Origin of the sequence: Methylobacter sp. sgz302048, assembly GCF_052162025.1 — a bacterium.
GTDB lineage: Bacteria > Pseudomonadota > Gammaproteobacteria > Methylococcales > Methylomonadaceae > Methylobacter.
Genome location: NZ_CP197401.1, coordinates 3,886,578 through 3,911,863 on the forward strand (window position 1 = coordinate 3,886,578; position 25,286 = coordinate 3,911,863).

General features: G+C 44.7%; 24 protein-coding genes and 1 tRNA gene. 12 read left to right on the plus strand and 13 right to left on the minus strand.

The genetic code is table 11. The features are described 5' to 3' along the window. Positions 1-1,452: 1,452 nt before the first annotated feature. The 3 genes from amoB to amoC form a co-directional block, all read right to left on the minus strand. Positions 1,453-2,697 (minus strand): bacterial ammonia monooxygenase, subunit AmoB, encoded by a 1,245-nt coding sequence (amoB, locus tag ACTNE6_RS17410; protein WP_194968272.1) that lies wholly within the window; start codon positions 2,695-2,697, stop codon positions 1,453-1,455. A gap of 111 nt (positions 2,698-2,808) precedes the next feature. Further along, positions 2,809-3,552, minus strand: coding sequence for a bacterial ammonia monooxygenase, subunit AmoA (gene amoA / locus ACTNE6_RS17415; RefSeq protein WP_194968271.1), 744 nt, complete (start codon positions 3,550-3,552; stop codon positions 2,809-2,811). A gap of 116 nt (positions 3,553-3,668) precedes the next feature. Then, on the minus strand, positions 3,669-4,421 hold the full coding sequence (gene amoC, locus ACTNE6_RS17420; protein ID WP_194968270.1) for a bacterial ammonia monooxygenase, subunit AmoC: 753 nt from the start codon (positions 4,419-4,421) through the stop codon (positions 3,669-3,671). Between the two features lie 289 nt (positions 4,422-4,710). Between amoC and ACTNE6_RS17425 the strand changes: the two genes are divergently transcribed. Further along, positions 4,711-5,169 carry a hypothetical protein gene (locus tag ACTNE6_RS17425; RefSeq protein WP_194968269.1) on the plus strand — a complete coding sequence of 153 codons (459 nt, stop codon included), beginning with the start codon at positions 4,711-4,713 and terminating at the stop codon, positions 5,167-5,169. 975 nt (positions 5,170-6,144) lie between these two features. On the opposite strand, the gene ACTNE6_RS17430 is transcribed toward ACTNE6_RS17425, so the two are convergent. After that, entirely contained in the window at positions 6,145-6,903 is a 759-nt protein-coding gene (locus ACTNE6_RS17430) for a class I SAM-dependent methyltransferase (protein ID WP_434484537.1), read from the minus strand. 391 nt (positions 6,904-7,294) lie between these two features. On the opposite strand from ACTNE6_RS17430, the gene ACTNE6_RS17435 reads away from it, so the two are divergent. The 3 genes from ACTNE6_RS17435 to ACTNE6_RS17445 all read left to right on the plus strand — a co-directional run bounded on the left by ACTNE6_RS17435 (position 7,295) and on the right by ACTNE6_RS17445 (position 10,471). Continuing rightward, complete coding sequence (locus ACTNE6_RS17435; protein ID WP_442497650.1) at positions 7,295-8,281, plus strand: HEAT repeat domain-containing protein; 987 nt, start codon at positions 7,295-7,297, stop codon at positions 8,279-8,281. A gap of 184 nt (positions 8,282-8,465) precedes the next feature. Then, positions 8,466-9,032 carry a hypothetical protein gene (locus tag ACTNE6_RS17440; protein ID WP_442497651.1) on the plus strand — a complete coding sequence of 189 codons (567 nt, stop codon included), beginning with the start codon at positions 8,466-8,468 and terminating at the stop codon, positions 9,030-9,032. 554 nt (positions 9,033-9,586) lie between these two features. Continuing rightward, a complete protein-coding gene (locus ACTNE6_RS17445) occupies positions 9,587-10,471 on the plus strand; it encodes a dienelactone hydrolase family protein (protein ID WP_442497652.1) in 885 nt (294 codons plus the stop codon). Here the strand turns inward: ACTNE6_RS17445 and ACTNE6_RS17450 are convergent. Beyond that, complete coding sequence (locus ACTNE6_RS17450; RefSeq protein WP_442497653.1) at positions 10,450-11,436, minus strand: phosphatidylglycerol lysyltransferase domain-containing protein; 987 nt, start codon at positions 11,434-11,436, stop codon at positions 10,450-10,452. The two genes, ACTNE6_RS17445 and ACTNE6_RS17450, sit on opposite strands and share 22 nt — an antisense overlap. 881 nt (positions 11,437-12,317) lie before the next feature. Between ACTNE6_RS17450 and ACTNE6_RS17455 the strand changes: the two genes are divergently transcribed. The 8 genes from ACTNE6_RS17455 (at position 12,318) to ACTNE6_RS17490 (ending at position 18,209) form a co-directional block, all read left to right on the plus strand. Then, positions 12,318-13,523: a tyrosine-type recombinase/integrase gene (locus ACTNE6_RS17455; protein WP_442497654.1), complete on the plus strand. Its 1,206-nt coding sequence runs from the start codon at positions 12,318-12,320 to the stop codon at positions 13,521-13,523. Between the two features lie 99 nt (positions 13,524-13,622). Then, positions 13,623-14,198 carry a hypothetical protein gene (locus ACTNE6_RS17460; protein WP_442497655.1) on the plus strand — a complete coding sequence of 192 codons (576 nt, stop codon included), beginning with the start codon at positions 13,623-13,625 and terminating at the stop codon, positions 14,196-14,198. Between the two features lie 89 nt (positions 14,199-14,287). Further along, entirely contained in the window at positions 14,288-14,521 is a 234-nt protein-coding gene (locus ACTNE6_RS17465) for a helix-turn-helix domain-containing protein (protein WP_442497656.1), read from the plus strand. A gap of 157 nt (positions 14,522-14,678) precedes the next feature. Then, positions 14,679-15,527, plus strand: coding sequence for a toprim domain-containing protein (locus ACTNE6_RS17470; protein ID WP_442497657.1), 849 nt, complete (start codon positions 14,679-14,681; stop codon positions 15,525-15,527). Beyond that, positions 15,520-17,229 carry a DNA primase family protein gene (locus ACTNE6_RS17475; RefSeq protein WP_442497658.1) on the plus strand — a complete coding sequence of 570 codons (1,710 nt, stop codon included), beginning with the start codon at positions 15,520-15,522 and terminating at the stop codon, positions 17,227-17,229. The genes ACTNE6_RS17470 and ACTNE6_RS17475 overlap by 8 nt, the downstream gene beginning before the upstream one ends. Then, on the plus strand, positions 17,229-17,534 hold the full coding sequence (locus ACTNE6_RS17480) for a hypothetical protein (protein WP_442497659.1): 306 nt from the start codon (positions 17,229-17,231) through the stop codon (positions 17,532-17,534). The genes ACTNE6_RS17475 and ACTNE6_RS17480 overlap by 1 nt, the downstream gene beginning before the upstream one ends. A gap of 3 nt (positions 17,535-17,537) precedes the next feature. Next, complete coding sequence (locus ACTNE6_RS17485; RefSeq protein ID WP_442497660.1) at positions 17,538-17,684, plus strand: hypothetical protein; 147 nt, start codon at positions 17,538-17,540, stop codon at positions 17,682-17,684. A 342-nt stretch (positions 17,685-18,026) separates the two neighbouring features. Continuing rightward, positions 18,027-18,209, plus strand: coding sequence for a hypothetical protein (locus ACTNE6_RS17490; RefSeq protein ID WP_442497661.1), 183 nt, complete (start codon positions 18,027-18,029; stop codon positions 18,207-18,209). A 51-nt stretch (positions 18,210-18,260) separates the two neighbouring features. Here ACTNE6_RS17490 and ACTNE6_RS17495 read toward each other — a convergent pair whose 3' ends face one another. The 8 genes from ACTNE6_RS17495 to hemE form a co-directional block, all read right to left on the minus strand. Then, positions 18,261-18,743 (minus strand): hypothetical protein, encoded by a 483-nt coding sequence (locus ACTNE6_RS17495; RefSeq protein WP_442497662.1) that lies wholly within the window; start codon positions 18,741-18,743, stop codon positions 18,261-18,263. A gap of 141 nt (positions 18,744-18,884) precedes the next feature. Further along, positions 18,885-19,601 (minus strand): hypothetical protein, encoded by a 717-nt coding sequence (locus ACTNE6_RS17500; RefSeq protein ID WP_442497663.1) that lies wholly within the window; start codon positions 19,599-19,601, stop codon positions 18,885-18,887. A gap of 283 nt (positions 19,602-19,884) precedes the next feature. After that, positions 19,885-20,502, minus strand: coding sequence for a hypothetical protein (locus ACTNE6_RS17505; protein ID WP_442497664.1), 618 nt, complete (start codon positions 20,500-20,502; stop codon positions 19,885-19,887). A 690-nt stretch (positions 20,503-21,192) separates the two neighbouring features. Continuing rightward, a tRNA-Thr gene (locus ACTNE6_RS17510) sits at positions 21,193-21,268 on the minus strand. A 32-nt stretch (positions 21,269-21,300) separates the two neighbouring features. Further along, complete coding sequence (gene ald, locus ACTNE6_RS17515; protein ID WP_442497665.1) at positions 21,301-22,401, minus strand: alanine dehydrogenase; 1,101 nt, start codon at positions 22,399-22,401, stop codon at positions 21,301-21,303. Between the two features lie 6 nt (positions 22,402-22,407). Beyond that, a complete protein-coding gene (gene glk / locus ACTNE6_RS17520) occupies positions 22,408-23,403 on the minus strand; it encodes a glucokinase (RefSeq protein ID WP_442497666.1) in 996 nt (331 codons plus the stop codon). Beyond that, positions 23,403-23,957, minus strand: a complete 555-nt coding sequence (locus tag ACTNE6_RS17525) for a DUF411 domain-containing protein (RefSeq protein ID WP_442497667.1) — start codon at positions 23,955-23,957, stop codon at positions 23,403-23,405. The genes glk and ACTNE6_RS17525 overlap by 1 nt, the downstream gene beginning before the upstream one ends. Positions 23,958-24,212: 255 nt before the next feature. Next, complete coding sequence (gene hemE / locus ACTNE6_RS17530) at positions 24,213-25,280, minus strand: uroporphyrinogen decarboxylase (RefSeq protein WP_442497668.1); 1,068 nt, start codon at positions 25,278-25,280, stop codon at positions 24,213-24,215. Positions 25,281-25,286: the final 6 nt, after the last annotated feature.

A 25,286-nucleotide genomic window follows, 5' to 3' on the forward strand; every position in this document is an offset into this window, starting at 1 on the left:
TTTAAGTCCAGCTCGCGGGCAATCTGCGCGTTCGATAAGTTCAAGCCCATAAAATACAAGCACAGCACCCAGATTTTCAGGGGTGGGTGATGGGTTTTATGAAGTGCATGTGAGCACCATGGAAGGGTTTTGGTCACTGCTGCGCTCCTCTGGTTACGCCCGCATCGCGAGGCTTCCCAGGCGCATCTGCCCATTTATTTAGGCTTTTTTGAATTTGTGCATAACGCCAGAAAACGCGGTAAAGCGTTATTAAGTTCACTGCTGGAGCTGATCATCAGCTATCCCCTCCCGGAATCCATTATGAGCCTTAATTTTTTGCCATTCAGCCTAAAAAATCGTCCACATCGCAGAATAAGAGTGTTCGTCAGTAGCTAGTTTTAGTTTGAGAAAGTTAGCGAGCGTCGAAAACTTATTTTTTTCTTTATATAACAAAAATGCGCTTCCTTTCTTTACCCCGAACTCAGGTTAATTACATTCTCGCATTGTTACCGTCAGCAATAACCGCCTTTATGACAGCAGCCCAGTTTCTGGTGAATAAACTCATCATTAATGATCTCAAACGGTTAAAGCAAGTATGCTTTCAACAACTCCGCTTACTCTCTAAACATCATTAAATAACTCGTAGCGCCGTTATGGCATCACCATAGGAAGAGGCCAAAAGCATACAACCAATTGCCACTGACCGGCTTATCTAAAAGTCGCTGGCGATTTTCCTAATTGCTGCGCTTTTGACACGAGGACAGGGCGATACATTGACCTCTCCCGTCGCGTTCACTTCTAACCTGTCTTCAATTCGCGCCTCAACCTTCTAAAAATGATCAATTTTTACACAATTCTTTTCTGAAAAATTGCTCAATTCCAGCATTTTTAACAGCGCCGTTAATTTCAAGTAGCAAAAATGTACTGTCTATTTTCGTCTTGTCCAACTTTTTATTATCCAGAACAACAATTGCCTTGCTCCGCCTGCGCCTCACAACCTGTGCAATATTAGTGAAAAAATCCAGCCCATACACAATCTTTCTGCACAAACATTGTGCTCCATGATGATTTCTGCTCGTAATACACGTAATAACTGTAGCCTTATTTATTATTTCCGGAAATTTAATGTTTTTAAAGTATTAGCCAGCTTATTCTCTGAAATTTTCATTTTACAGACAGTCTCAGCATAAATTACTTCAACCGCATTTATGGCCATCCTTATCCCAATGTAAAGTCATTATCGCTTTGAATATACTTAATAAGCATGTTAAATCATTCAAAATATGATCGATTTCTGTTGATTTACGTTAATTCCATCCTTACGCGATTTCAATCCATTTATTAAATTTACTACTCAATCTTTAATTGTTATATCTTTTCTTTTATTTTTCACAAACAAAAAACCCCCGTTACCTTTCGGTAACGGGGGTCTTAACCCTTAACTGACAACCAGTGTTATCAGCTAATTATTCATTAGATGAATGTTGGGATTAATGGAGCATCTACAGTAACCAATTGACGGTTGCCAGCTTCATCATAGAAGAACAGCAAACCAGCAAAACGGCTGTCTGGATCGTAGATCAAGTCAGCTAAACGATAAACTTCCCATGCAGCGTCAGAAGCAGTAACTTCAACAGTTCTTGATTCGCCTGGAGCAAGTGGGCTGTTATCGCTAACAGTCAGACCTTCTTCAGCTAACAAGTCATCTGGATAGTTAGTTGTATCTTCAGAAACTGCTGGATCCAAGAAACGTACGCCAGCTGTTTCGAATTCGCCTAAACGAATAGCTGAATCACCGTTGTTAGTAACAGTCAGTGTCATTTGCATAGCACGACCTGGTACACGGTAAGAAGCATCTTCAACTTTAACGCTTACAGTTGGTGCAGGCATTTCAATTGGTTTCATGCCACGCATCAAACCAGCTTGCAGAGGAGTAGTTACAGGATACTGTTCGTTAGTGCTGCCCATTGAGAAAGCAACGATAGCGATAGTACCAGCTCCGAAAGCCATAGCAACTTTCTTGTCAGTAGCAGAGATTAAAGAATCAGCTTTACCTGATTCAACTGCAATTGAACGTGGAACGAACATTGGCTTACGAGCCCAGTATACCAACCAAGCTAAGCCCAGAGCATACCAGAAAGCGTGCCAGAAGTAGATGTTACCCAGGTTGAAGTGTTCCAGGTCGATTGTTTCGCCTGTCAAAGTTGTGATTGGGTTAGTGAATGATCCCATTGTACCAGTAATAGTTACCCATTTACCTGGACCGATGATTGGACCACCGCCTTCAACGTTCATCATAGTATGAACGTGCCAGTCACCTGGACGACGTGCTTTTAACAATACTTTAAACTCATAAGTTTCACCCAGTTCCAGAGTAACTGAACGAGGAACCAATTGACCACCGATCCATGATCCTGCACGAATAAATACAGCACCTGGAATACCAATGTTCAAGAATGAGACTTCTGGTTTATCAACAGTTTCTGGCCATCCAGCAAAAACGTGGAATTTACCAGAAATTGTCATTGTATCGTTAACTGCTACTTCTTCTTTTGACCAGTTCAAGTCAAACCAGTGAATAGTACGCATACGCATGAAAGCAGCCTGTGACTTTTCACCATGAGCAGATGCAGTTGGCGTGTAGAACATCGCTGCTGTGACAGTCATCAGCAGTGCGACAAAGGATAGTTTCGCAACTTTGTCTTTAATCAATTTCATATATCCTCCTCTGTAATAGAGAGTCTATTGTTTTTCCGAGTATCCTAGGGCAACTGAAATAATACGGTTGCCTCTAGTCCTTTTAATGTGTAGTTTTCTGTTAAACGATTCTTATGCAGACTGAACGAAGTCAGGTTTTGAGAACCATTTACCGAAGAAATGCCACAGGAAGTAAATTAAGATACTCACGAAAGCAGAGAAGAATGCTGATACTGGAGCAACGTCTTTACCGAAAGTTCTTAGTGTACCTTTTTCAACCATTCTGATGTACTCAGGAGTACCTGTTCTTACGTAGTGGTAACCTTGTAAGTCAGCCAGAGTGAACATCATGCCATTGTATTCAACAGGAATGTGCAATGGAGCAATGATTGGCCAGTTGCCAGGATAGAACAACAGACCCCATGCCATACCGCCAACAACCGCTGTCAATGTCATGCTGTTTGACAACATCAGGATAACATCAAGAACGATAGCGCCTGGCACCAGGTTTGAAGGGAAGCAGAAGTTTACTGGGAAATATGTCCAACCCCAGAAGTTCAAGTATCTGTTAACCCATTCGCCTAACAGCAGACCCAGTACGCAAACAACTGCGCCGAAAGGCAGTCTGTAACGGAACCACAAGCATGCTTGAACAGCAGCTGGGAAAGTGATTGAAACGATAGGTGCAACAGTCACCCACAGACGTCTGTCTTTCCAGTCAGTCCAGAAATCCCAGTCACCACCGGTCAACATGTAGTGAATGTGATAACCACCCAGAATAACGAAAAACGCTGTGAAGAGAATCAAATAGTCTAACGTACGTGAAGCTTTTACCGCTTCTGCACGCGAACGAACAGCTGATTGAGATGCGCTCATTAGCTTACCTCCTAAAGGATTTAAATTATTTTTATTAACACCATCTTCACTACGCTGTTTTGCCTTGAAAAGAGGCAAAACAGCCAGGAGATAGTTATTACAACCGAGACTCTAAATTAAGCTAAGTCTTTTTTCAGCAGTTTAGAGAAAGCCGCAACTTCGATGTTGATAACACCTAATACACCCAAAGCAGCCCATCCGAAGAATACGAAGCCATAGTGTAAAGGAGCAACGAAGAGCTCTTCCATAAACCAGAAAGTGTGACCCCACTCATTCAGACCAACGTTTGGCAGAATCATGAAAGGACCAATTACTGATACCATGTACTGTAATGCCAGACCTTGTTGGTATGTAGGCAGTCTTGTTTTTGCATACAGGAATGAAGCAAAACCAGTAATGATGTAGATAGGATAGCTCAAATAGAATTCGATGATGTGGCTTGGAGTAAAGTCAGTATCACGAACGATTGTTTGGTGCCATGTACCATCTTGCTCAGTGAAGTAGCTAGCACCATAGTAAATAGCGATAGCGTACATTACCAACCATGTCCAGTGAGTGAAGTGTCTTCTTAACTCTTCTCTTGGAGTGATTGACATCACTTTGCGGTCACGAGTTTTCCAGATGTAACCCCACAGAACTGATGCGGTGACTACTTCAAGAATCATCTCGGTGTACAGAAAGTTCATCCAATATGTTTCGAATTCAGGTGCGAATGAATCCAGACCAGCTGACCAGCCATAAATTCCTTCATACCAACGAACCCAACCGTAGAACACTATATAGAGTGCTGCTCCGAGAAACATATTTCTTTTATTTAACAGCGGTGCTTCCGCAGCATCAGCTTTCACTGATTCAGTTGTAGCTGCCATTTCTACCTCCTAAAAATTATCAAATCCCCGGTTTATTAGCCGGGAGTCTATTGTTACAACTCCATTTTCTCACCCCTACTTCTAATTCTAGAATCAGGATGTCACCAAGTCTATTTAGTGAGCGCTCAGTCTACCAGTTCGATTACCCTTGTCAAGTCAAAAACAATTCTGAATTTTGTTTGTCTCATATTCACTTCATTCACGATAAATTTCCTTGCTGTTAAAACTTTGATTTCTGTTAAAATTCTTGTCCATCCTTTCTATTTTTCTGATGTAACTTCTAAATCTTATGAAAAAAAATCTTATCTTATTTCTGAGAAAACACCCTATTTTAGTCCTCGCCGTCGGCTTGGTTGGGCTGATATTAATTCAGCGGGAATTCATCATGCCCTTGATCTACAAAGTTATTCAGTCAGATTTATTTCTTGTTGACACCAAAGATCAAGGTAGCGCTTCCCCTATTTCCAATTCTCTTACAGATCTCGCGTTCACACACTGCAACAGTTACATTAAATCAGAGCTCGGTTCAGATGTGACAATTAACTTTCCTGAAAAACCTATTAATGCCTGGAGCCTTGGTGATTATCAGTATGTGATTAACGCTGAAGTCGATGTAACCAGCGACTCATCTACCGCCACCAAAAGATATGTATGCCGAATTAATTACAATAATAAAGACAATGAGGAAGGTGCCGTTGATTCTGCTAACTGGTCTGTCTACGGACTGTCTGGTTTAGATGATATCTAGAACTTATTCACCTAATTTATTCTTAAATTGTCCGGATTTACACAATTTTTGCCTTTCCTTCACCGGGAAGCCTACAAGGAAGTAGGCTGTATAGGGCGACAAGGCTAAAAAGCTCCTCAACGATCGCTCCTGCTTTGCCTAAAGCAACCATTGTCAATGTTTTATTACACGCCATTTATGGCTTTATGCATTTTCTATATTCGTTCATCCCTGTAATTTAGCTGTTGCAGATGATTGCAGGACAGAAAGAGCCAAAGCAACGCAGAAAACGATTGTCGGCTAAGTGAAAAAGAGAAAAATCTAAAAAAGATGGCATCTGCTTAAAAACCACTGGAGCAACTCCTGTCGCTTTTTATGCTTGAATAAGCTACTGGCGGCTGAAGTCGTCCTATATGCTTGCAAAAAAGCTTTATTTCGAAGCCTAATGATGCAAGTGCTTGGCAATACAATGAAATTGTAGGCACCATCGTAATCAACGCGGACCGCATTCGTCGGCTTCTTCACTATAAACACACCGAGTCTGCCGATAGGCCGTCCGTTAATCCCCAGATCCAGGTTAGGTCCAAGAGTTTGCTGGAAAGGATCAAATCAGGACGCATCACCCTTAAGCAGAATTCCCAACCATTCGTCCGATATACTCATTTGGGCCTGTATGAACCGAACAATTGCGCCCATGAATCCGTGAGGAATGGTATTTGCTATCAACTCTTTCGGCCCCAGAAAGAGCACCAATATTTATCTGGAATTTTTCTATACTCAGAATTCACTGATAACTTAAAGGCGCTATTTTGAAATCCATCAACCAGGCGATGATCTCTACTGCGATGGCCGTCTGCGACCAGCTTCCGTTTTTTATTGCAGGCATCGAGAATAACTTTAACAGACGCTAAACTGGCGAAATACCGGTTGGATGGCGATGAACGTTTGGGATCACTGATCTTGACAACTTTTAGTGCAGATCAGTGAATTGCTGGTTTAACCCATCTGAATAATGTGAGCGGCCCAAGGCGGCACATTTGTGAGGAAAACATGCAAACCTTGCGAGAAGCTACCAAAATTGAATCCGCTATTTTGCGCAAGAATTGCGAGACTATTTCTTGAAAACAGGCTGATGTGCCCATTGCGGGGGGATGCGTACCACCAGCTTATCCGTTGGTTGGGATAAATGTTTCCGTCTGACAACAATGTCGAAAATAATATAAGCCCATTCGAAGAAAGCAGTGAGCGCAAATTCGACATCAACTCTTGAACATCGGGAACATGCTCAAAAACTTCAAATGCAGTAATTAGTTCAAATTTTCCGAGCTGCTCAATGCTAATGTTCCTGTCTACGAAAGGATCGTAGGAAATGGACTCCCAATTTGATTCGCGCAGGAGCTTCACGAGAAGCCCATTTCCCCCGCCATAGTCAAGATGCCTAATAGGATGAGGAAGATTGCTAAACATGGAAAGCAACGTAGCGGCATTTGCTCGAGGCCTGGTTTCGATATAATCAGGATCCACCAAGATGTATTCACCGTTGTATATCCTTTCCTCAAACTCGTCTAACGTCCATACGTATAGCTCTGGACTAAAACAAAAACCACACTTGCTACAGAGAGCATAGTAAACGGGAATTCCTGCAAGACTGAGAAACTTACCTCTTGCTTCCTCACAGGATTTATTGAAGTCCACGACATCGAGTAACAAACAAGCTCCGCCGCAAACAGAACAGACTAAATTTTGTTTATCCATAGTTCGGAAGCATAAGATTCATTTAATATTTCAGATAACACCCCATCGAGGTATTTGGATGCTCGAATACCCGATAAGAACCATCATGGTTGCCCTTTCAGCATTTAGCGGAGCCCACCATTATTTGCAAATGGTAAGGACCACTTTTTAAGTTGATAAGCCTATCGTTCTAACTATTTGCTTAGCTAGACAGTAAAAGCACGAATAGAAATCCACTTAAAAACATGAATAATAGCCATAAAAGCATAGGAATTTAACTTGGCACGACATCAATAACTAACCATCACATCAACTCGGACTGCAACCTGTGTGTCGCCCGCATTCAGTCGGCTACGCGGTACGTTAAATAAAGGAGAATTTGACCCCGCGCCTGTTAGATGGAGGTTTCCTTATGAAAACAATAAAGATTGTGATCATATCGGCCATGACCATTGGCTTCATATCTTGGCTGTGGCCAAATCTGCCAAGCCCGGTAACAGAACAAACGAAGAGAGAATCTGGTGCCGCCGACTCCTCCCGGGTGTCCGCCCTACCTCATTCTGACTCTGCATCGGGCTCAGTAGTTCAAGATAAGATCCCAAACAATACCGATCAACCGGCCAATCCATCGCCCTTTTATGTTCTATTCAGATCTAACCACTTAAGCCTTGAGGCCTCCGGACATCCGCTTCAAGACATTGGGTATAAAATCGCCCAACAATCAGGGATTACTATTGTAATGAGCGAGGCCATAGCAAATCCAACAACCACAATCCAGTTTCACGATCTTTCTATAGAGCAGGGCTTGCACCGGCTTTTTGAGAATTATGATATTTTTTTCTTTTACACCCGAGACGACGCCAAATCAGCTCGCCTGGCAACTGTTTGGGTCTATCCGCAAGGCCAAGGAAAAAAATTGGCGCCAGTTTCTCCGTCAATTGCAACGCGCGCCGATGAGAATATACAAGACATAACGGATGCAGACTCAATCAACAAGCGGGCCTCAGCTATTACCAATATGGTTGAGCAGCAAGGCAGCGCTGCAACCGAAATTGCAAAAAACGCACTGACGGACCCTGATGAACTCATCCGTATTCAAGCATTGGATGCCGCTCTGCGGGCTCAGATAGACTTGCCGCCGGATACGCTCAAAGATCTGGCTCAAAACGATGCTTCTGCGAAAATCCGCTCTATTGCCCTTGCTGGCTTGTTCGACCGCTCCGTAAACGGTTCAATCGGAACATCTGATATCCTGGATACTCTAGCAACTGCTCAAAAAGATGACGATCCGGAAGTATCAGAACTTGCCGCACAACTCATGAAATCTCTGGAAGAGCCCTCCGCTCAGCCAAGCGAACAGGAATCCCAGGAATCTCAAGAACAAACGATGCCTCCTTAACCTGAAGGGATGCCGCAAGATGCCAAATAAGACTTACAGGAACAAGGCTCGATAAGTAGCTGATCAGGAAGAGATGGATACTCAATCCGAAGATGGATACTCAATTCGAATGGATACCGCAAAACGCCGAGTAAGACTTACAGGGACAAGGCTAGATAAGTAACCGATCAGGAAGGAGAAAACTTTGATCACGCTGTTTTACTTTTTATACAACAATGAGGGTAAAAACATGAATATACGATCAATAAATAAGAAAATGCGTTACTTAGGTAGCTTAACGGCGATCCTGGGTTTCGGGCTTATAGCCAACACGGCTAATGCCGACCTTTTATTCGCAACACAGAACAACAGCCCACAAAATGCCGCAGCAGCAAGAGATCTCGACCTCAATGGCCCGCAGGCTGGCGGTCAAACAATCACCTTTAATACATCACGCCCAAACACGCTGATACGCGTCATTTTTAATGCCGTTGGTGCAAGGCTAGGCAATTTTTCGGCCACGCTGGGTTCCACGATTTTTATAGATCCCGCTGGTCCAACTGGCCCAACTGTTTGCCCGCCGTCTGGCTCAAACAATGTATTCGTATCCGGCAATGGCACCCCTAATGTACTTGATGGATGGGTGAGCGCTGTTACGCAATGTACCTATACAGTTCCTACAGCCGGAGTTCATCAGCTTCGAGTCCGAATGATCCCTACTCCAGCAGGCCAATGGCAGATTGATGACATTTCTCTGGTGATTGATAGATGACAATTAAATCTTGCTGTATTTAAAGGTTCAGAATCTGACAGACGCTGACTTTACTAGCAGTGTCTGTCGGGTTAGATTCAGCCTGAAAATTTTATAAAAGCTTCTCACTTGTGGATCGGATACAGCCTTACAGTTCGATTAGAAAATACAATAGATCTGCACGTAAAAGACAAGGCCGATTGGGCCGAATCTCCTCCGCCGGACAATTCGCTTCAGGCACCATGCAAGGGCTGTGTCATACCATTTTCGAGAAGCTTCCGACGTTCGCGAAATTAATGAATTTTATGAAGAAAATAATCTGGAACAGAAATCCATGAAACGGAAGGTTTATGCCCTTTTCACGACCTCTTTGTCAGTTCGCCTCGCCCAACAGCACCCGTTCGAAGCCGGGCACGTCCGCGAGAAGATTATTGCAAGGGCGACAGGTAAAGAGCGCACTCTGCCTTGTGGTGTCTCTGTATATTTCTTCCTCCTCATCGGGTATTCATATATACTCATCAACGATGCTCCACTACCGTTGTTTTTCCCTACTTATTCTTGCCACAAGCCTGCTTTTGTCGACCGCCAACAGCAATGTCTTCTGGAAACACCCATCATTCGATACGCTTGCAACCGATGCGGTAGGCCTGTCAGAAAACGACTTGGCCGGCCCTGGCCTGCAGCGGGTTGACTCCTCGCGGGTCGAAGTTCTGCATCAAGGCGAGAGTTTGGAAGTCGTGCTGTACAAACCCGCCCATCCACAACAACCGGCGCCCGCTATTGTCTTCCTGCCAGGCCGCATGGCTTCTGACAACCAGTATGAAAGTTACGCCCGTGCACTCGCCTCCCGTGGCTTTGTCGTGGCCGTGCGCAGTTGGTATTCGCTGTTCAGAAGCGACCTCGAACTGTCCCACGATGCGAAAGTAATCGCTGACTGGCTAGTCCAGTCTCAAGGAGTCAATCCGGAAAAAATCGGCATCGCCGGCCATTCAATGGGCGGCAAAGATGCGGTGCTTGCCGCCGCACAATACGGCGGATTTGCTGGCGTGGTGGCCATCGATCCCGACGACAACGGCAGCGTCTCGGTAGTGCACGGCCCGCTTGCCAGCCTGAAGGCCCCTTTACTGCTAATCGGCGCGGAAGTCGCTTGGCGCGCATCCAGTATCTGTGCGCCGCTAGCGACTAATTACCTGCGATTCTTCGAACGGGCGCCGACTGGAACCATCGAACTGACGCTGAGGGATGCTGACCATGTGCAGATGCTGGACGAACCGGACCGATTCGGCTACGGCATATGCCGCAGCGGCACGGCGGATTCGCGCCAAGTGCGCATCACGGCAAGGCGCGCGACTGTTGGTTTTTTCCTCCAGCATCTCCAGGGTGGACCGGCTTTGCCAATGCCGACGCCCAACCAGGCCACCATCCGCGTGGCGCAAGCTTATCCAGTCAAGGAAAAATGAACAGCCCGCGATAAAGCGTAAAGTTCCCTTAGCCCGATGCGAGGCGATTGGAAAAGCAGATATAAAGGCTCTCTTTGCGCCACGCGAAATTTTTCCCAGAATACCGTCTTGCCGTACTGGTGAATTAGCTTAGTCGCAAACAAGTAGTAAAGCTTGCGAGACATCCACTCAGACATGGCACTGCAACCCTCAATCCGCCCCAGTTTTTCCAGCGGCCCAACTCCCAGGCAGACCGAACCAATACCCTCTTCTCGTAGTGCCTGCAGGACAGTGACTATCATAAGTTCGTTGGTATAGAGTGGGGCAGCAGGCGTGGAAAACACGAGGTTGATCAGGCGCTGGCACTCAGTGCAGCCCACTTGCAGCATGGAGAGAAAGCCGACCACCTCGCCCGCCTGTTCGGCAATAAACCAGCGCCTGCCCACTTTATCATCGAAAAGTCGTGGCTGGCCCAGATACATCTGAGGCCCATGGCGAGCCCGCCGCCAAGCCTTGCAAGCTGCCTCTGCCTGTGCTTCCATCTGCGCATCAGGTTCCCCCAAGTACTCGCGCACGGTCACGCTCGTTCGCCGCACATGATTGAGGTGCTGGCGCAGATGGCGGGCCTGTGGGCCTGCCTCAGGATCGTTCTGAGGATCGGCTATCAGCAGACTGGCAAACTCCATCGAGGCATATCCGCGCTCATGGGCATAGGCTTGCATGCTGACCGTTGCAGTGACATACAAGATCGACCAGCCTTTGCCTGCGCAATAGTCTGCAAAAGCATCAGCCAAGCAGGCTTTATTTTCCGGTGCACAGATCGGATCGCCCTGCACAACAGCACACCTGCACACGAGTAAAAAGTTAATCAGCCCGTCAACGGCAGGAGTGCGAAAGGTGCTGCGCGAGGGATCCAGAGCAACGTGCGACACGGGGCCGCCATACTGCCTGACCAGGTCCACAGCGGTTGAAAGCGGTTTAGTCATAAGGGTGATTAAATATCGATAGCGACATTAGAGGAAACAAGAATGACATAAGTTTAAGGCGCAATGGAACAGAAAATGCACTTAATAAACATCCGAAGTTGTCTAGCTCCCATGATTAAATTGCCAAGAGTGGCAAAAATAGCGGGCAATTTTTTATGCCAGACAAATAGAAATGAGACATGGCTGATGGCACGTACCTTAGGATTGAAGCTGTAATTCATCAAGTAGGCGCCTGGATGCTGTTTGTGTACTTCGACTCCACCATAATGAAAGCATTTGACAGTATTTCGTCTTGAATTTCTTATTCATCGCTTCGACCCTGCCGTTGAAAGTATGCCATCTTGCTTACTTGGCATAGCAGTGCATCAAGTATCTAAAGGATAGCAAAAATCATTCTGTTCTGGCTTGCTCAGGTTAATGACATTATATGAGTCATGGTGGTGTTTTCCTCATGCTGGTGGATCTGCGGAGATCTTTTTACCAACAAGTTATACCGCATCCTTCTCTAAGTCATACACCAGAAATGACTATACCTTGGTGTTGCCCTGTTAAGTGCAGATCATCAAGGGACATTTTGCGTAGTCATGTCCCTTGGACCATGACTTGAGATCTAAACTTGAGATTTTTACTTGAGGTGGGGCTAATGCGTCCCTGTTGAGTGTGTACTTAAAGACCGCATGAAATATGGAGCCAATGGCGGGATTCGAACCCGCGACCTACTGATTACGAATTTGAAAGCCCGTAATTGTCTACTGATTAATAAAACTTAATGAAGCTTTACGGAACAGTCGGTTAGGCGTATTATGAGCTTAACGGTGCTACATGAAATTTAACGAAATTTGACCTAAAGCGTAGCACCAGCGTAGCACCGGAGTAGCACCATGACCAACCACTTCAACTTCACTAAGCCCAAGCTTGAAAGCCTGCCCTGCCCTGAATCTGGCGAACGTATCACCTACCATGATACCCATAAGAACGCCGCAGGATTGCAGTTAAGAAGCACCAGCACGGCCAAGACATTCTTTATTCAACGACGCATGGACGGCAAGCCCGAGCGTATGACCATAGGCCGTTTCCCTGATGTATCGATAGAGAACGCCAGAAAAGAGGCGGCAAGACTTACGGCCTTGATTGCACAGGGGATAAACCCGCTTAATGATGTCAGGGCGTTAAAGACTGAGACCACCTTGCAGGAATTGTTTGATAACTTCCTTGAACATCGGCGCAACCGTAGAGGGGCTTATCTATCCGAACGGACAAAGCAAGGGTATAGGTATGACTTCGGGCTTTACCTTTCAAAATGGGGAAACCGGAAGCTATCGCAATTTAAAGACACTGAATTTGGGCGACTCCATGCTGAAATTGGCAAGCATCACCCTGTAACCGCTAATAGAGTTATTGCGCTGGCATCCAGTTTATTCAGCTATGCAGGCGAACAGAGATTGTTTAAGGGGCCGAATCCGGCAATGGGGATAAGGAAGTTTTCTGAGAACAAGCGCGACAGGTTCTTGCAGTCTGATGAATTACCGGCTTTCTTTCAATCACTGGCGGAAGAACCAAGCCAAACATTCAGGGATTATTTTTTAATCTCACTGTTGACGGGGGCGCGCCGCTCAAATGTATTGGCTATGCAATGGCGGGAAATCAATCTTGACCGGGCGGAGTGGCGCATACCAACCACCAAGAACGGAACACCGCAGACTGTCACCTTATCGCCTCAAGCGGTCGAGATATTACGGCAGCGGATTGGCTGTGATGATGCCTGGGTATTTCCCGGCACTGGCAAGACAGGTCATATCATGGAGCCAAAAAAGGCTTGGAAGCGCGTTTTAGAGCGGGCTGGCCTTGAGGACTTAAGGATTCATGACTTACGGCGGACGTTAGGCAGTTGGCAGGCGAAAAGCGGCGCGTCACTGGTTATCATCGGCAAGTCTCTGAATCATCAAAGCCCCAGCACCACGGCGATATATGCAAGGCTTGACCAAGACCCGGTTAGAGAATCAGTCAATAAGGCCGTTGATGCCATGCTTGAGGCTGGCGGATTAATAGAAACGGCACAGGTACTGCCTTTAAAAAGAAAGGTATAATGGTTTTAACCGGATAGGCCGACGGGCTGACAAGGCGGATTCATCACCCCGCTTTCCGGTTATCTTCTCGTGATGACAGCACTTTGATGGAGTGCGAACATGATTACAAAAATACTACCCTTACGGGGTGATCATTTTGATTTACCTGATGAAGATTTAGGCAAATTAATTCTTGGCTTATGGATAATGAACAGGGCCGAGGTTTGCGGCATTGACCCGCAGAATATCCCACAAGAAGCGGCGAGAATCATTGTAGAGGCCACACAAAAGCTACCTGATGACAACGTAAGCAGTGAACTCGACACGCTGTTTTTATCCGTTAGATTGGCGGCAAATGGCAAGTTTGAAGCAGCCGGTAAAAAATTAAAGTCTTATGTCCATCAACGTGCTGAACATGCCGCATTAACGAATATAGCCTTAAACATGGATGATGATTCAAGGCGCGGGGCTAAAGTAAGACTGGCGGCAAGTCGCGGGCATAATAAGACGCATGGAGACCCGATAGAAAAAGAGATTATGCGCCGTAAATGCCTGAAATTAATGGCGGATATTCGCAAAAGTAACCCGCACCTTAAACCCCATGCGGTATACACACGAGCAGCGGAAAAATCAGAATCAGTGCTGGGTGAAAAGGTCAGCTATAAGAAGTTTTATCGCATTGAAAACCCCACGTAACAATTTTGGACAGAAACCGGCCACTGTCCAAAGTCCAATTTCATACCATGATGCCATGTTAAATCAATACCCATTGGAGGGTTCACAACATGGCTACAAACACTCAACCCCGCCCAACTGTTCACCAAGTCGCATTAGCATTAACTGAGCTTATCACTTCTCAGGAAGCCGCCGAGTATCTGGGCGTCACTTATAAAACTTTAGAAGTTTGGCGCTCAACAAAGCGGTATCACATTCCTTATATAAAGGTTGGTCGTTTGGTCAGATATAGGAAGTCTGACTTAGAAGCCTTTTTGCTTTCACGGACGCAAGGAGGCGAATAATGAAAGCGATTAGACAGCCAACCCGAGGGGGTATCCTCGGGAAAGCCAAAAGAAACAAACACTTGCATGGTGATTGTATCACGGTAAGGTTTAGTGCGCTTAATCTATTTTATGGGCTGGTAATCGCTTATTGGCTGGTCATGATATTGGGGGCGCTATGAACGCTCTCGACATTATCAGCCAATTCAAAAGCGCCATGCTTGATGCTGGCATCGTGCCTCCAGAACATATAATTGCTGACGGCGCGCTTCATCGCTTCAAAATAGACGACAAGCTAAACGGCTCATACGCTTTGCATCTTGATACGCCCCCTGCCGGATGGTTCAAGGATTGGAAACAAGGTATCAAGGAGAATTGGAGGCTCAATTCCAATCATCGGCTTTCTGACTTAGAGCGCCAAGCAATAGCGGAACGGGCGCGGATATACGGCCAGCGCAAACGAGAGGAAGAGCGCGCCAGACACCGGGCAGCAGCCAGCAAAGCCAATGCTATTTGGAGCCAATCAAAACCGGCTGAATCCAATCATTCATATCTCAGAAGAAAGAAAGTAAACCCACATGGCATCCGGGCAGGTCGCGGGAATTTAATCATTCCGTTGTTCGATAAGTCGCGCCAGATCGTGAACTTGCAGTTTATCGATGCGGCAGGCGGTAAGCGTTTCCTTTCAGGCGGCAAGAAAAAGGGCTGCTTTTTCCAGATGGGCAATGTTATCGACCCGACAGAAAGGATTTGCGTCGTTGAGGGCTATGCCACTGGCGCTTCCGTTTATGAGCATACCGGCTGCCCTACCTTTGTGGCGTTTGATAGTGGCAACTTGGAGCCGGTCGCTATCGTTTTACGCAAGCTATACCCGGACGTTGAAATAATTGTTTATGGCGATAACGATTCATCAGGCGTAGGGCAGAAAGCCGCGAGAGCCGCCGCGATTGCTTGCGGTGGCTTATACACGATACCAGAAGAACCGGACTCTGACTGGAATGATGTTTTTGGGGGCGGCAATGAATGACTTGGACTTTGAAAAATCCGGCGGAGCCAACCGGCTAATAAATCCATTGCTCGATGATGAACAGCAAATATATGAAGTTAGCAATGATAGAGCACATAGAGCACCTTCAGCACTGGCGCGGCCTCCAACCGACATTGATAGAGCATCACTCTCAAAAAATGCTCTATCAGATGATGTTGATGACGAATCAAACAGCGACACCGGCAGCGAAAAAGATTCGATTTTAGCAGCTCGATTGGCGACTGTTTTAAAGAATGTCTTATGTTTTGATGATGTGAGCGGCGATTGGCATTTGCAGCAGTCAGGGGTATGGAGGCCCGTCAGCAAAAAGCGAGCCGTAAAGATTATTAGCCGTTCGCTTTATGGTGCGCTGCCGCATGGCTTCTCAATGAGCAAACTTAACAGCATGGAAGCTTTTTTGACAATTCACTTGCTTTTAGACGGGTGGCAGGCCGATAAAAACCTGCTTCCGCTCAAGAATGGCATTTTGAATATTCAAACAAAGGAACTGGTGCCCTATACCCACAGGCACAGGCTCAACTGGCAACTGCCTTATGACTATGATTCCAGCGCAAAAATAAAAGTCATCAAGGAATGGCTATCAGATGCAACCGGCAATGATGCCGAAGCAATCAGCATTATTCGTGCATTTTTCAGAATGGCGTTAGTGGGGGGTGATGTTCAAAAATTCCTTGAATTGATCGGCCCGGGCGGTACTGGTAAATCAACATTAATAAGGCTGTTTGAATCGTTTATCGGAAAGCAGAACCAAGCAACAACCGATTTAAAAAATCTTGAAAACAATAGGTTTGAAGTGGCGAACATATACGGCAAGAAGCTGGTTGTAATTAACGACTCGGCCCGTTATGGCGGTGAGGTTCCCACACTGAAAGCAATAACCGGGGGCGATCCGGTACGGCACGAAAAAAAGAACCAGCAGCAAGGGGAGTCTTTTATTTATGCAGGTGTTGTCGTTATCGCTGCCAATGAGCCTATACAGTCATCAGATTACACAAGCGGCCTGATCAGGCGGAGGATGCCGGTTCCATTCAGGAGGAAAATTACTGATGAAGATAAGGCAAAGTGGGCCAGTGTTGGCGGAATTGAAACGGCCATGAAATCAGAACTGGCAGGTTTGCTTAACTGGGTTTTGGAAATGACCGATGACGAAATGAGGGCGGCTATTGGCGGCATTAATGGCGGCATGACCAAGGCGCAGCGGGAGCACTTGATAAGCACGAACAAAATAGCCGCTTGGTTGGATGATAATGTGGTCATTGATAGCCAGGCGATTACTTATATAGGAGTTAGCACGACAAAAGAAACTGATGCCGATATACGGCAAGAACTGATAAACGAAAAGCTCTATTCCAATTATGAGCGATGGTGCTATGAAAGCAATGCCCATCCAATAGCACAAAATAGATTCACGGATAATCTAGCCGATGTATGCGAGCAAATAAAAATTCCCGTTGAAAAAGGCCGAAACAAACAAGGCCGCTTTATCAAGGGGCTTGCAATCCGGCGTGATTGGCATACCGATAAAACGCCAGTAACTAAGGCTGATATTAATGACAGTGCTCTATCAAATGATAAAAGTGCTCTATCAGTGCTCTATCAAACCCGCGCCAGTGCTGAAGGTGCTCTATGTGTCGGGAAAAACTTATCTGTAAAAAAACACGATAACAAGGAGCGTTTCTGATGCGTGTACTAAATCAGATCAGTCATGCCGGGTTCACTCTAACGCTGGTTGATGGCTTTATTGAAGTAAGCCCGGCAGACCAGCTAAACCAGCAACAGCGGAAATTCCTGAAAACCCACAGAGCCGAGATTATCAGCGAGCTACAGGAAGAACAGAAGATTCTTGATTGGCTTGCATCCATTGGCGAAACCGACCCGGAAATCATCGAGGACACTCTGAACAGATGCCGAGCGGATAGTGAGGCGCTGGAGTATTTTCTCAGGCGCGCCAATATGCCATTGAACACAGAATCAATGAGGAATTGAACGATGATTAAGCAGACTTATAAATCACTTGCCGAGCTTAAAGCCCAGTATCGCGAAGTGGAGCAGGACAGGCGTAAACGAGAGTACGATCAGAAGAAGCTGGAGCGGAAGTTATCCAGAATGAGCAAGTGTTCTGATTTTGCAAAGTGAGGGAAAGTGCAAATGGGAAAAGATAGAGACAAATTCCCTGATATAACAGAGAAATAACAGGACCGCCATTGATTCCCGATATAGAAAAGGCTGGCTTAATGCTGGCCTTTTTATGTTCGCTTGTTTTAACAAGGAAATAACAATCATTATCACTAAGTATGATAATAAAACAACTACCAATCAGTAATTCTGATATACAGATGAAAGCCAATTCTATAATAGAAAAATTTAGATATAAGCAATACGTATGCTTAAAATAAGCAATAATAATCAATGGCTTATCTGAATAAAATACTTATATTTAGATGAAAAAATCAACTAAATCGAATTATAAGATATACCATGAACACACAAGACCACATACCAAGCCGGGCAGAGTTTCTGGCGATGAAGCAACAGGGCTATAGTGAGCAGGACTTCATCAGGATGTTTCAAAAACTTAAATTTAACCCTATTGATACACTAAATTTGAATCAATGCTTCATCTCATATTGGTATACCCCAACAGAACAAAGCCAAGCTTAATAATGTGAGCAATGCACAATACGTCTGCCAACTAGGTAAAAATTTAAGCAGCTATTTCTTATAACCACGCCCGTCCAAGATATACCAGGATCTGTCCGCAGGCATTTCAAAAGGCTTAAAAGAAAATACACCACTTGTTAAAGGCGGAATTGGTGAATCCACCTCTAGAACTAGACCTGCCCTAGTTTTGTAATCTCTGTATTGTTTGGTCTTGTTGTCAACAATACGGACTGTCAGCGAGGCAATATGCCACTCATTGTCTCCATTGAATATGTCACCCTCGTAGTACCCGTAATCTGTCATTCTCGCATTACCTTTAATTTTTTCAATTACGGAGCTTGGTAGTTCGACACTATTATCTTCTGGTGTTTTTTTTGGAAACTTCTTTTGACATGACTGCCGTATCATTTTGGCTGCAACATCGCTTGTGACGCCTTTCATGCTTTCTAAAATACATTCATCATAATCTGAAGGACCGCCTAACCAGCCTGCGTACGTTACTGATGAAAAAAGGCAAGAAAAAATGAAGGTCATATATATTCTTCTTTTTCCCATAATCTCATTTAATTCCTTGTTTATCTATCGAATTATTATCAGATCAGCTGGCAACAATATGTCAAAATCTGCCATTCAATATTTATGTTAGTCTATTTACTAACGTTACCCAAAACTGTTTTACGGGTTACAATCTGACTTTCTTATAAGTGCACTAATAACAAATTTCCTATTTTTATCAAAATAAGAATAACGCATACTTATACCTCTATCAATTAAAGGTCTTATGTCTGGATGAGAACACGCGTAATTAGTACGTTCATTTTTTAAATCATTAGCGTCTATATTAATTTGCGCAGCTTCTAATGTTGTTACCCTATATGAAAAGTCGAGTTCATGATCAAGTGGTGTGACAACAAAACACTCTGTTATTTTGTCAACCATCATTGGAAGGGTTTTGTTTAAATTGCTAGCAATAGCACTAAGATGCTCAAAAGAGCCCCAATCTTCTGATTGTTTCTTGACTATAGCATCTAATAAATAGTCAAATTGCTCTATGGCTACGTTTTTCACAGGGTCGTTTATTCGATCGATGCAGAATGCTCGAGTCATTGCTAATGATTCTCTTAAAAGCATCGTGAGCTGATTATTTTTTCTGACAAACTGAAGCGCTTTAGCTTTTGCAGAAAAACTATTAAAAGCTAAGTCGCCCACATGGGAAGCAATTATTTCTTTAAATTCTGCTGCTTGCGCTTCAGTAGCTGGCGAATTAAGAGCTTGATCCACAGTATTTGCTGTGCCCCCTAATGTATTGAAATGCCCGCATGTCATTGCTTGTGCTGGAGATGTAATAATCAATACGAGAATTGAAGATAAATATAAGATGATCTTACCCATACAGTGCCTTTTTTAGCTTTTTCTAGCAGATAATCTGAGCCTGGCTATTTTCAAACGCGAGGCGTTACAGTTAGTCAGCTAATCAAAGAACTACTGTAGAGATTCATTAGTCGATTATCAAGTTATTATATTTCGCAGATTCAGAGTACTTACATGTAGCGAAAGGAGAGATTCGAGAGAGCTTCATAAGTACATGTGCAAAATAAACCTGGTATTTTTTAGGGCTGCTTGCGAAAAGTAGTCAATAAAAACAGATATATAGCTGATGTTGTCGACTGAATAATTATACAAAGGTACTTATCAGTTCTGAACGTGCCTCTTCAAGAATTATCTTACGTGCCTCTTCAACAGACTCATATACTTTATCCAGATATTCTTTATTGCATGAACTAAAATTGTCTGCTTCCCAATTTGAAATATACAACGCTTTTAAAGCTTCAACCGCCCGTTCTGAAATAACTATTTCAGCTGGGCCATGCAGTTGTTGAATTTTCTTAAGTGCCTCATAACCAATTTTTGACTGATTTATGTAATATTCGCTTTTTCCTATTTCTTCATCACGCTGCTCAGAACCGGGATACATATAACAGTCCAGTCTGACAGACAAAGACATCTCGAGATTATAAAGAGCCTCAAGAAGGCTGGAGTAATATTTTTCCTTTAAATTCCAACTTTGTTGATGCAGCCAATTTCCTTTCGCTAATTCGACTTTAATTCCTTCTGTTTCTGCTGTTGTTTTCTTAAGTTGCGCGAGAATTGACTCATAATCTTCTTTTGTTGCTAAGTTCTCGGCTTTTTTCTTGAGATAACTTTTAAAATAACTTTTGAAATGGACTATTAAATAAGCTACCACAAATAGAGCAGCTACATTAATAGCGCTTATAATTTCTTCTTGAGTCATTTCTTCTTCCATAACATGAAGGTAAGGAATTGCTTTTGTATATCAAAGTATTCGTATGAGATGAAGCATTGAGATAAATTTTGTGTATCGATAAGGTGTAATTTAGATTTTTGAGACGTCTTATTTGAAGGCCTAGATCCTAACGAGACGAAATCAGGAAAATTTTACATTCGCAATTAAAGCGGGCCCGCGACAATGAAATGCAAGCTCAGCTTTAGCTATTGTGAGCCGGGCCATTTTCAAACGCAAGCCCTTACAGCTATCCCCTACCGCCAAGAAGAAATGCCCCTGAAACCGCCTTATTTCGCCTATATGTGATTGTTCAGTGAATCCGTTTTCGGTATTCGTGAATAGCAAACAAGCGCGGTCATGTGCAACTAATAAGAAACGATACCCATATCAAGAACCATGCCAGCCTGTAGCCCTTATCTAGCGTGGTTTATATGGATTTGGCACAAAAACCAGCTAAGGAAATGATTGTTTACCATTCCGAACACATCACCATGGTATAGGCTTGGTTGATGTGATGGGAATAACCGGGTGAGTTAGGAGCGCCCAAAGTTGGGTTATCGGCAACCAGTGGGGCAGGTTTTGAGCAGATAAACAGGTCGCAAGCTCACAAGACCGTAGCACCAGCGTAGCACCAGCAATAAACAAGGCGTTCAGTTTATATCTAAGTTATTGATTTTATGGAGCCAATGAGGGGATTCGAACCCCTGACCTACTGATTACGAATCAGTTGCTCTACCGACTGAGCTACATCGGCTTTAGGAAGAAAATTATAAAGAAACTTAAAAGCTAATCTAATGGCTGATACTGGTCCATCATTCCCAGCCCTTCTGCCACTGCTTTGCACGTGATTTTACCATCAAACACATTAATTGCCTTGGCGAGTTCTCTGTCAAACTTTAAAGATGACAATTCAGCATCTGCTATCTTTGCAATATACGGTAGCGTAGCATCAACTAACGCGATAGTTGATGTTCTTGGATAAGCGCCAGGCATATTGGTCACGCAGTAATGTATCACGCCATGTTTTATAAAGACCGGATCCGAATGCGTTGTAGGCCTTGATGTCTCTATGCATCCACCCTGGTCAATGCTGACATCGACAACAACCGTCCCTTCGGCCATTGATTTGATCATATTTTCGCTGATTATTTTAGGCGCTTTGGCTCCACGGCAAAGCACAGCCCCTACCACTAAATCGGCGTCTATAATGTGCTTCTCGATATTTTCTTTATTGGACAGAAAAAAATTCACTTCCGGCAACACGGTTTCTTTCAGTTTCTGCATCATCGCTAATTCTATGCCCGCAACAAATACATCAGCCCCCATCGCACAGGCAACTTGCGCGGCATGTTGGCCAACCACACCATCGCCAACGATGACAACCTTGCCATGCCGTCTACCCAATACCTTGCCTAACTGTATTCCCTTTCCCTGATTGAATTTGGCAAGATAATAACTGCCCATCAATGTCGCCATGTTACCGGCCACAGCGCTCATCGGCGCAAGGATTGGCAATCGCCCTTGTTCATCTTCCAGCGTTTCATAGGCAATTGCGGTTGTGCCTTTTTTTAATAGCTCCAAAGTCAATGCAGGCGACACGCCGGCCAGGTGAAAAAAGGTAAAGACAATTTGTCTATCCAGATACTGATATTCTGGCTCCAGAGGCTCTTTGACTTTTACAACCATATCAGCAGCCCAGGCAGTAGCGGTAGAAACCAGTTGCACGCCTGCCTGCTCATATTGCGCATTGCTGAAACCGGCCCCCAAGCCGGCATCGACCTCAACCAGAACACAGTGCCCTTTTTGAATCAGATGCTTAGCAGCTTCAGGCGTAATAGCAACCCTGCTTTCTTTTTCTTTAATTTCTTTAGGAATGCCGATTTTCATTGTTTATCAATTATTTTCGTTCAGCTGTTTTATGGCATAGCTTGCCGCGCCTAAAAGAGCCGCTTCAGGGTTGGTGCAAACTTTAACAGGTATTTTTTCCAGCACTGGACAATATCGCCCTTTAGCCAGAAAACCCTGCATAAATGCTCCCTTTTGTAGAAAAGGTAAAATTTTCGATGCTATTCCGCCGGCCAGATAAACGCCGGCATAGGGCAGGCACTTAAGCGCAAGATTACCCGCCTCTGCACCGTATATCCTGCAAAAAATGTTTAATGCTTCCACGCATAACGCATCGCTTCCAGTAACTCCGGCTTCACCGATAACTGCAGCCGGATCGCGCTCGGTCATTTGTTGCTCAATATTGGGTTGAGCCGATGCCCAATCATTTTTTTTAAGAAATTGATAAATATTTATCAGTCCTTCGCCGGACAACAATCTTTCATAACTGACGTGCTCGGGATATTTTTCCCTTAAGTAATGGAGTAACGCTATTTCCTGCTCCGTGCCAGGTGCAAAATCCGTATGGCCGCCTTCTGTTGCCATTACATAATGCTTTGCACCATCCCATGTAATTATTGATTCACCCAAGCCCGTGCCTGCCGCAACAATGGCTAGATGGCCTTCTCGCGGCTCTGCATGTGGATTAAGCCCGACGAAATTATGTTCGGGCATTTCCAGCACACCCCATGCGGTGGACTCCAAGTCATTTAACAATTTGACATTCTGGGTACGCAATTGGGTGCCGATTTCGGTTTTAATTAATACCCACGGAAGATTGGTTGTTGTGCAGTTACCGTCCACTATGGGGCCGGCCACGCCGATACAAGCTGCCGATACTTGAATAGGCTCAGCATCGCTTAAAAATAAATCCAGTATTTTGTTGAAGCTCTGATAGGCGGAACTGGGGAACTGTTCTTTTTTGATACAGCGCCAGTTGCCGCCTTCAACTTCATATAATGCCAGGATTGTTTTGGTGCCACCTATATCGCCGGCGAGGATCATCACTTGTTCTCGTAACTGTTGAATACTTGGTAATGTTTTTCGCTATCGAAGCTTACCACTTGGTAAGGGTCTTTTCTGCCGCCCATTTCCATGCCGGGCGTACCGGCCGGCATGCCTGGAACCGCTATGCCGACCACCTTCGGTTTCGTTTTCAAAAGTGCATTGATATCATTGGCTGGCACATGCCCTTCAATAACATAGCCATTCACCAGAGCCGTATGACAGGAAGCCATTTCATTTGGCACGCCATACTTGTCTTTTATGGCCTGAACTTCATTGGTAACGATATCTTTGACATTAAAGTTATTTTGTTTCAGATGTTCCAGCCATTTTCCACAACAGCCGCATGTAGGGCTTCTGTAAACCACAATGTCAACAGGCTTGGCCGATTCGGCATTCTCAGCCTGCACACCGGCATTTACACTAAGTAACCCTACTGCCAGCAACATATTTAACAACTTCATAGAATAACCTCTTAATTTTCTAACTTCATTACCGATAAGCTTGAACATAGTTTTTTGTTGGCCTGCCAAATAATTTTTTCGGTTCTTCAAAAAACAAGCCTTCCCTAAGCGATCTGCATCTTTATTACACTAACAGAGCCCTGGATAGCGGATAAATTCAAAAATCCTTTTTTAAGTCCTCTGTTTTAAGTATCTCATTAAGAATCTCATGCAATGAAGAAAATCTTAACCTTTAAGACCAAACGAATTTTTTTTGTATCCATCTTGTTGCCGGTAGCTTGAAGAAATTGTCGTTTTTCAGTCAAGCAGATCGGCCAATCCGGTAAAAACGCTGCCGTTTAAAAATTATGATTGATGATAGGCTGGACTGTACTTGCGTACGGCATCCACCATTGCTTTAACATGATCCGGGTTAATATCGGGCAGAATTCCGTGCCCCAGATTGAACACATGTCCTGAGCCCGAACCATACTTTTGCAAAACAGCTTTTACTTTTTCAGTAATAATTTCAGGAGTCGCATAAAGTGAAACTGGGTCCATATTGCCTTGCAGAGCAACCCGGTCACCAACTCGGGCGCGAGCCTGCTGTATATCTGTCTGCCAATCCAGACCCAGCGCATCATAACCGGCCTCAGCCATGGTTTCCAACCAGAGGCCTCCGCCTTTGGTAAATAAGATTGTCGGAATCGACTGCCCGTCTATAGTGGTGTTCAGCAATGATCTGACCTGCTTGGCATAGTATAAGGAGAATTCGGCATAGTCCTCGGAAGTCAGCATTCCTCCCCATGTGTCAAACAGCATGACAGCCTGGGCGCCCGCTTCGATCTGGGCATTTAAATAGACTGCTACCGATTGAGCCAATTTATCGAGCATGACGTGCATTAACTTGGGCTGCTCATACATCAGGCCTTTGACCTTTTGAAAGCTTTTGCTGCTGCCGCCTTCAACCATATAAGTGGCTAGTGTCCAAGGGCTGCCCGAAAATCCGATGAGCGGCACGCTGCCCTGCAGCGATTTTCTTATCAGTCGAACAGCATCCACCACATAGCGCAGTTCCATCTCCGGGTCTGGAATCGGCAATTTGTTGATATCTGCAGTCGTTCTTACCGGATTTTTAAATTTAGGGCCTTCGCCTTCCGTGAAATAAAGCCCCAGCCCCATTGCATCAGGAACAGTCAATATATCGGAGAACAGAATGGCCGCATCGAAATCGAACCGCCTCAACGGTTGCAGAGTGACTTCACACGCCAGCTCAGGATTGGTGCACAGATTTAAAAAACTGCCGGCCTGCTCCCTGACTTTTCTATATTCAGGCAGATATCGTCCCGCTTGACGCATCATCCAGACCGGCGTTCGATCAACAGGTTGCTTTAAAAGAGCTCTGATCAAGGTGTCGTTTTTTAATTCTGTCATTGCTTT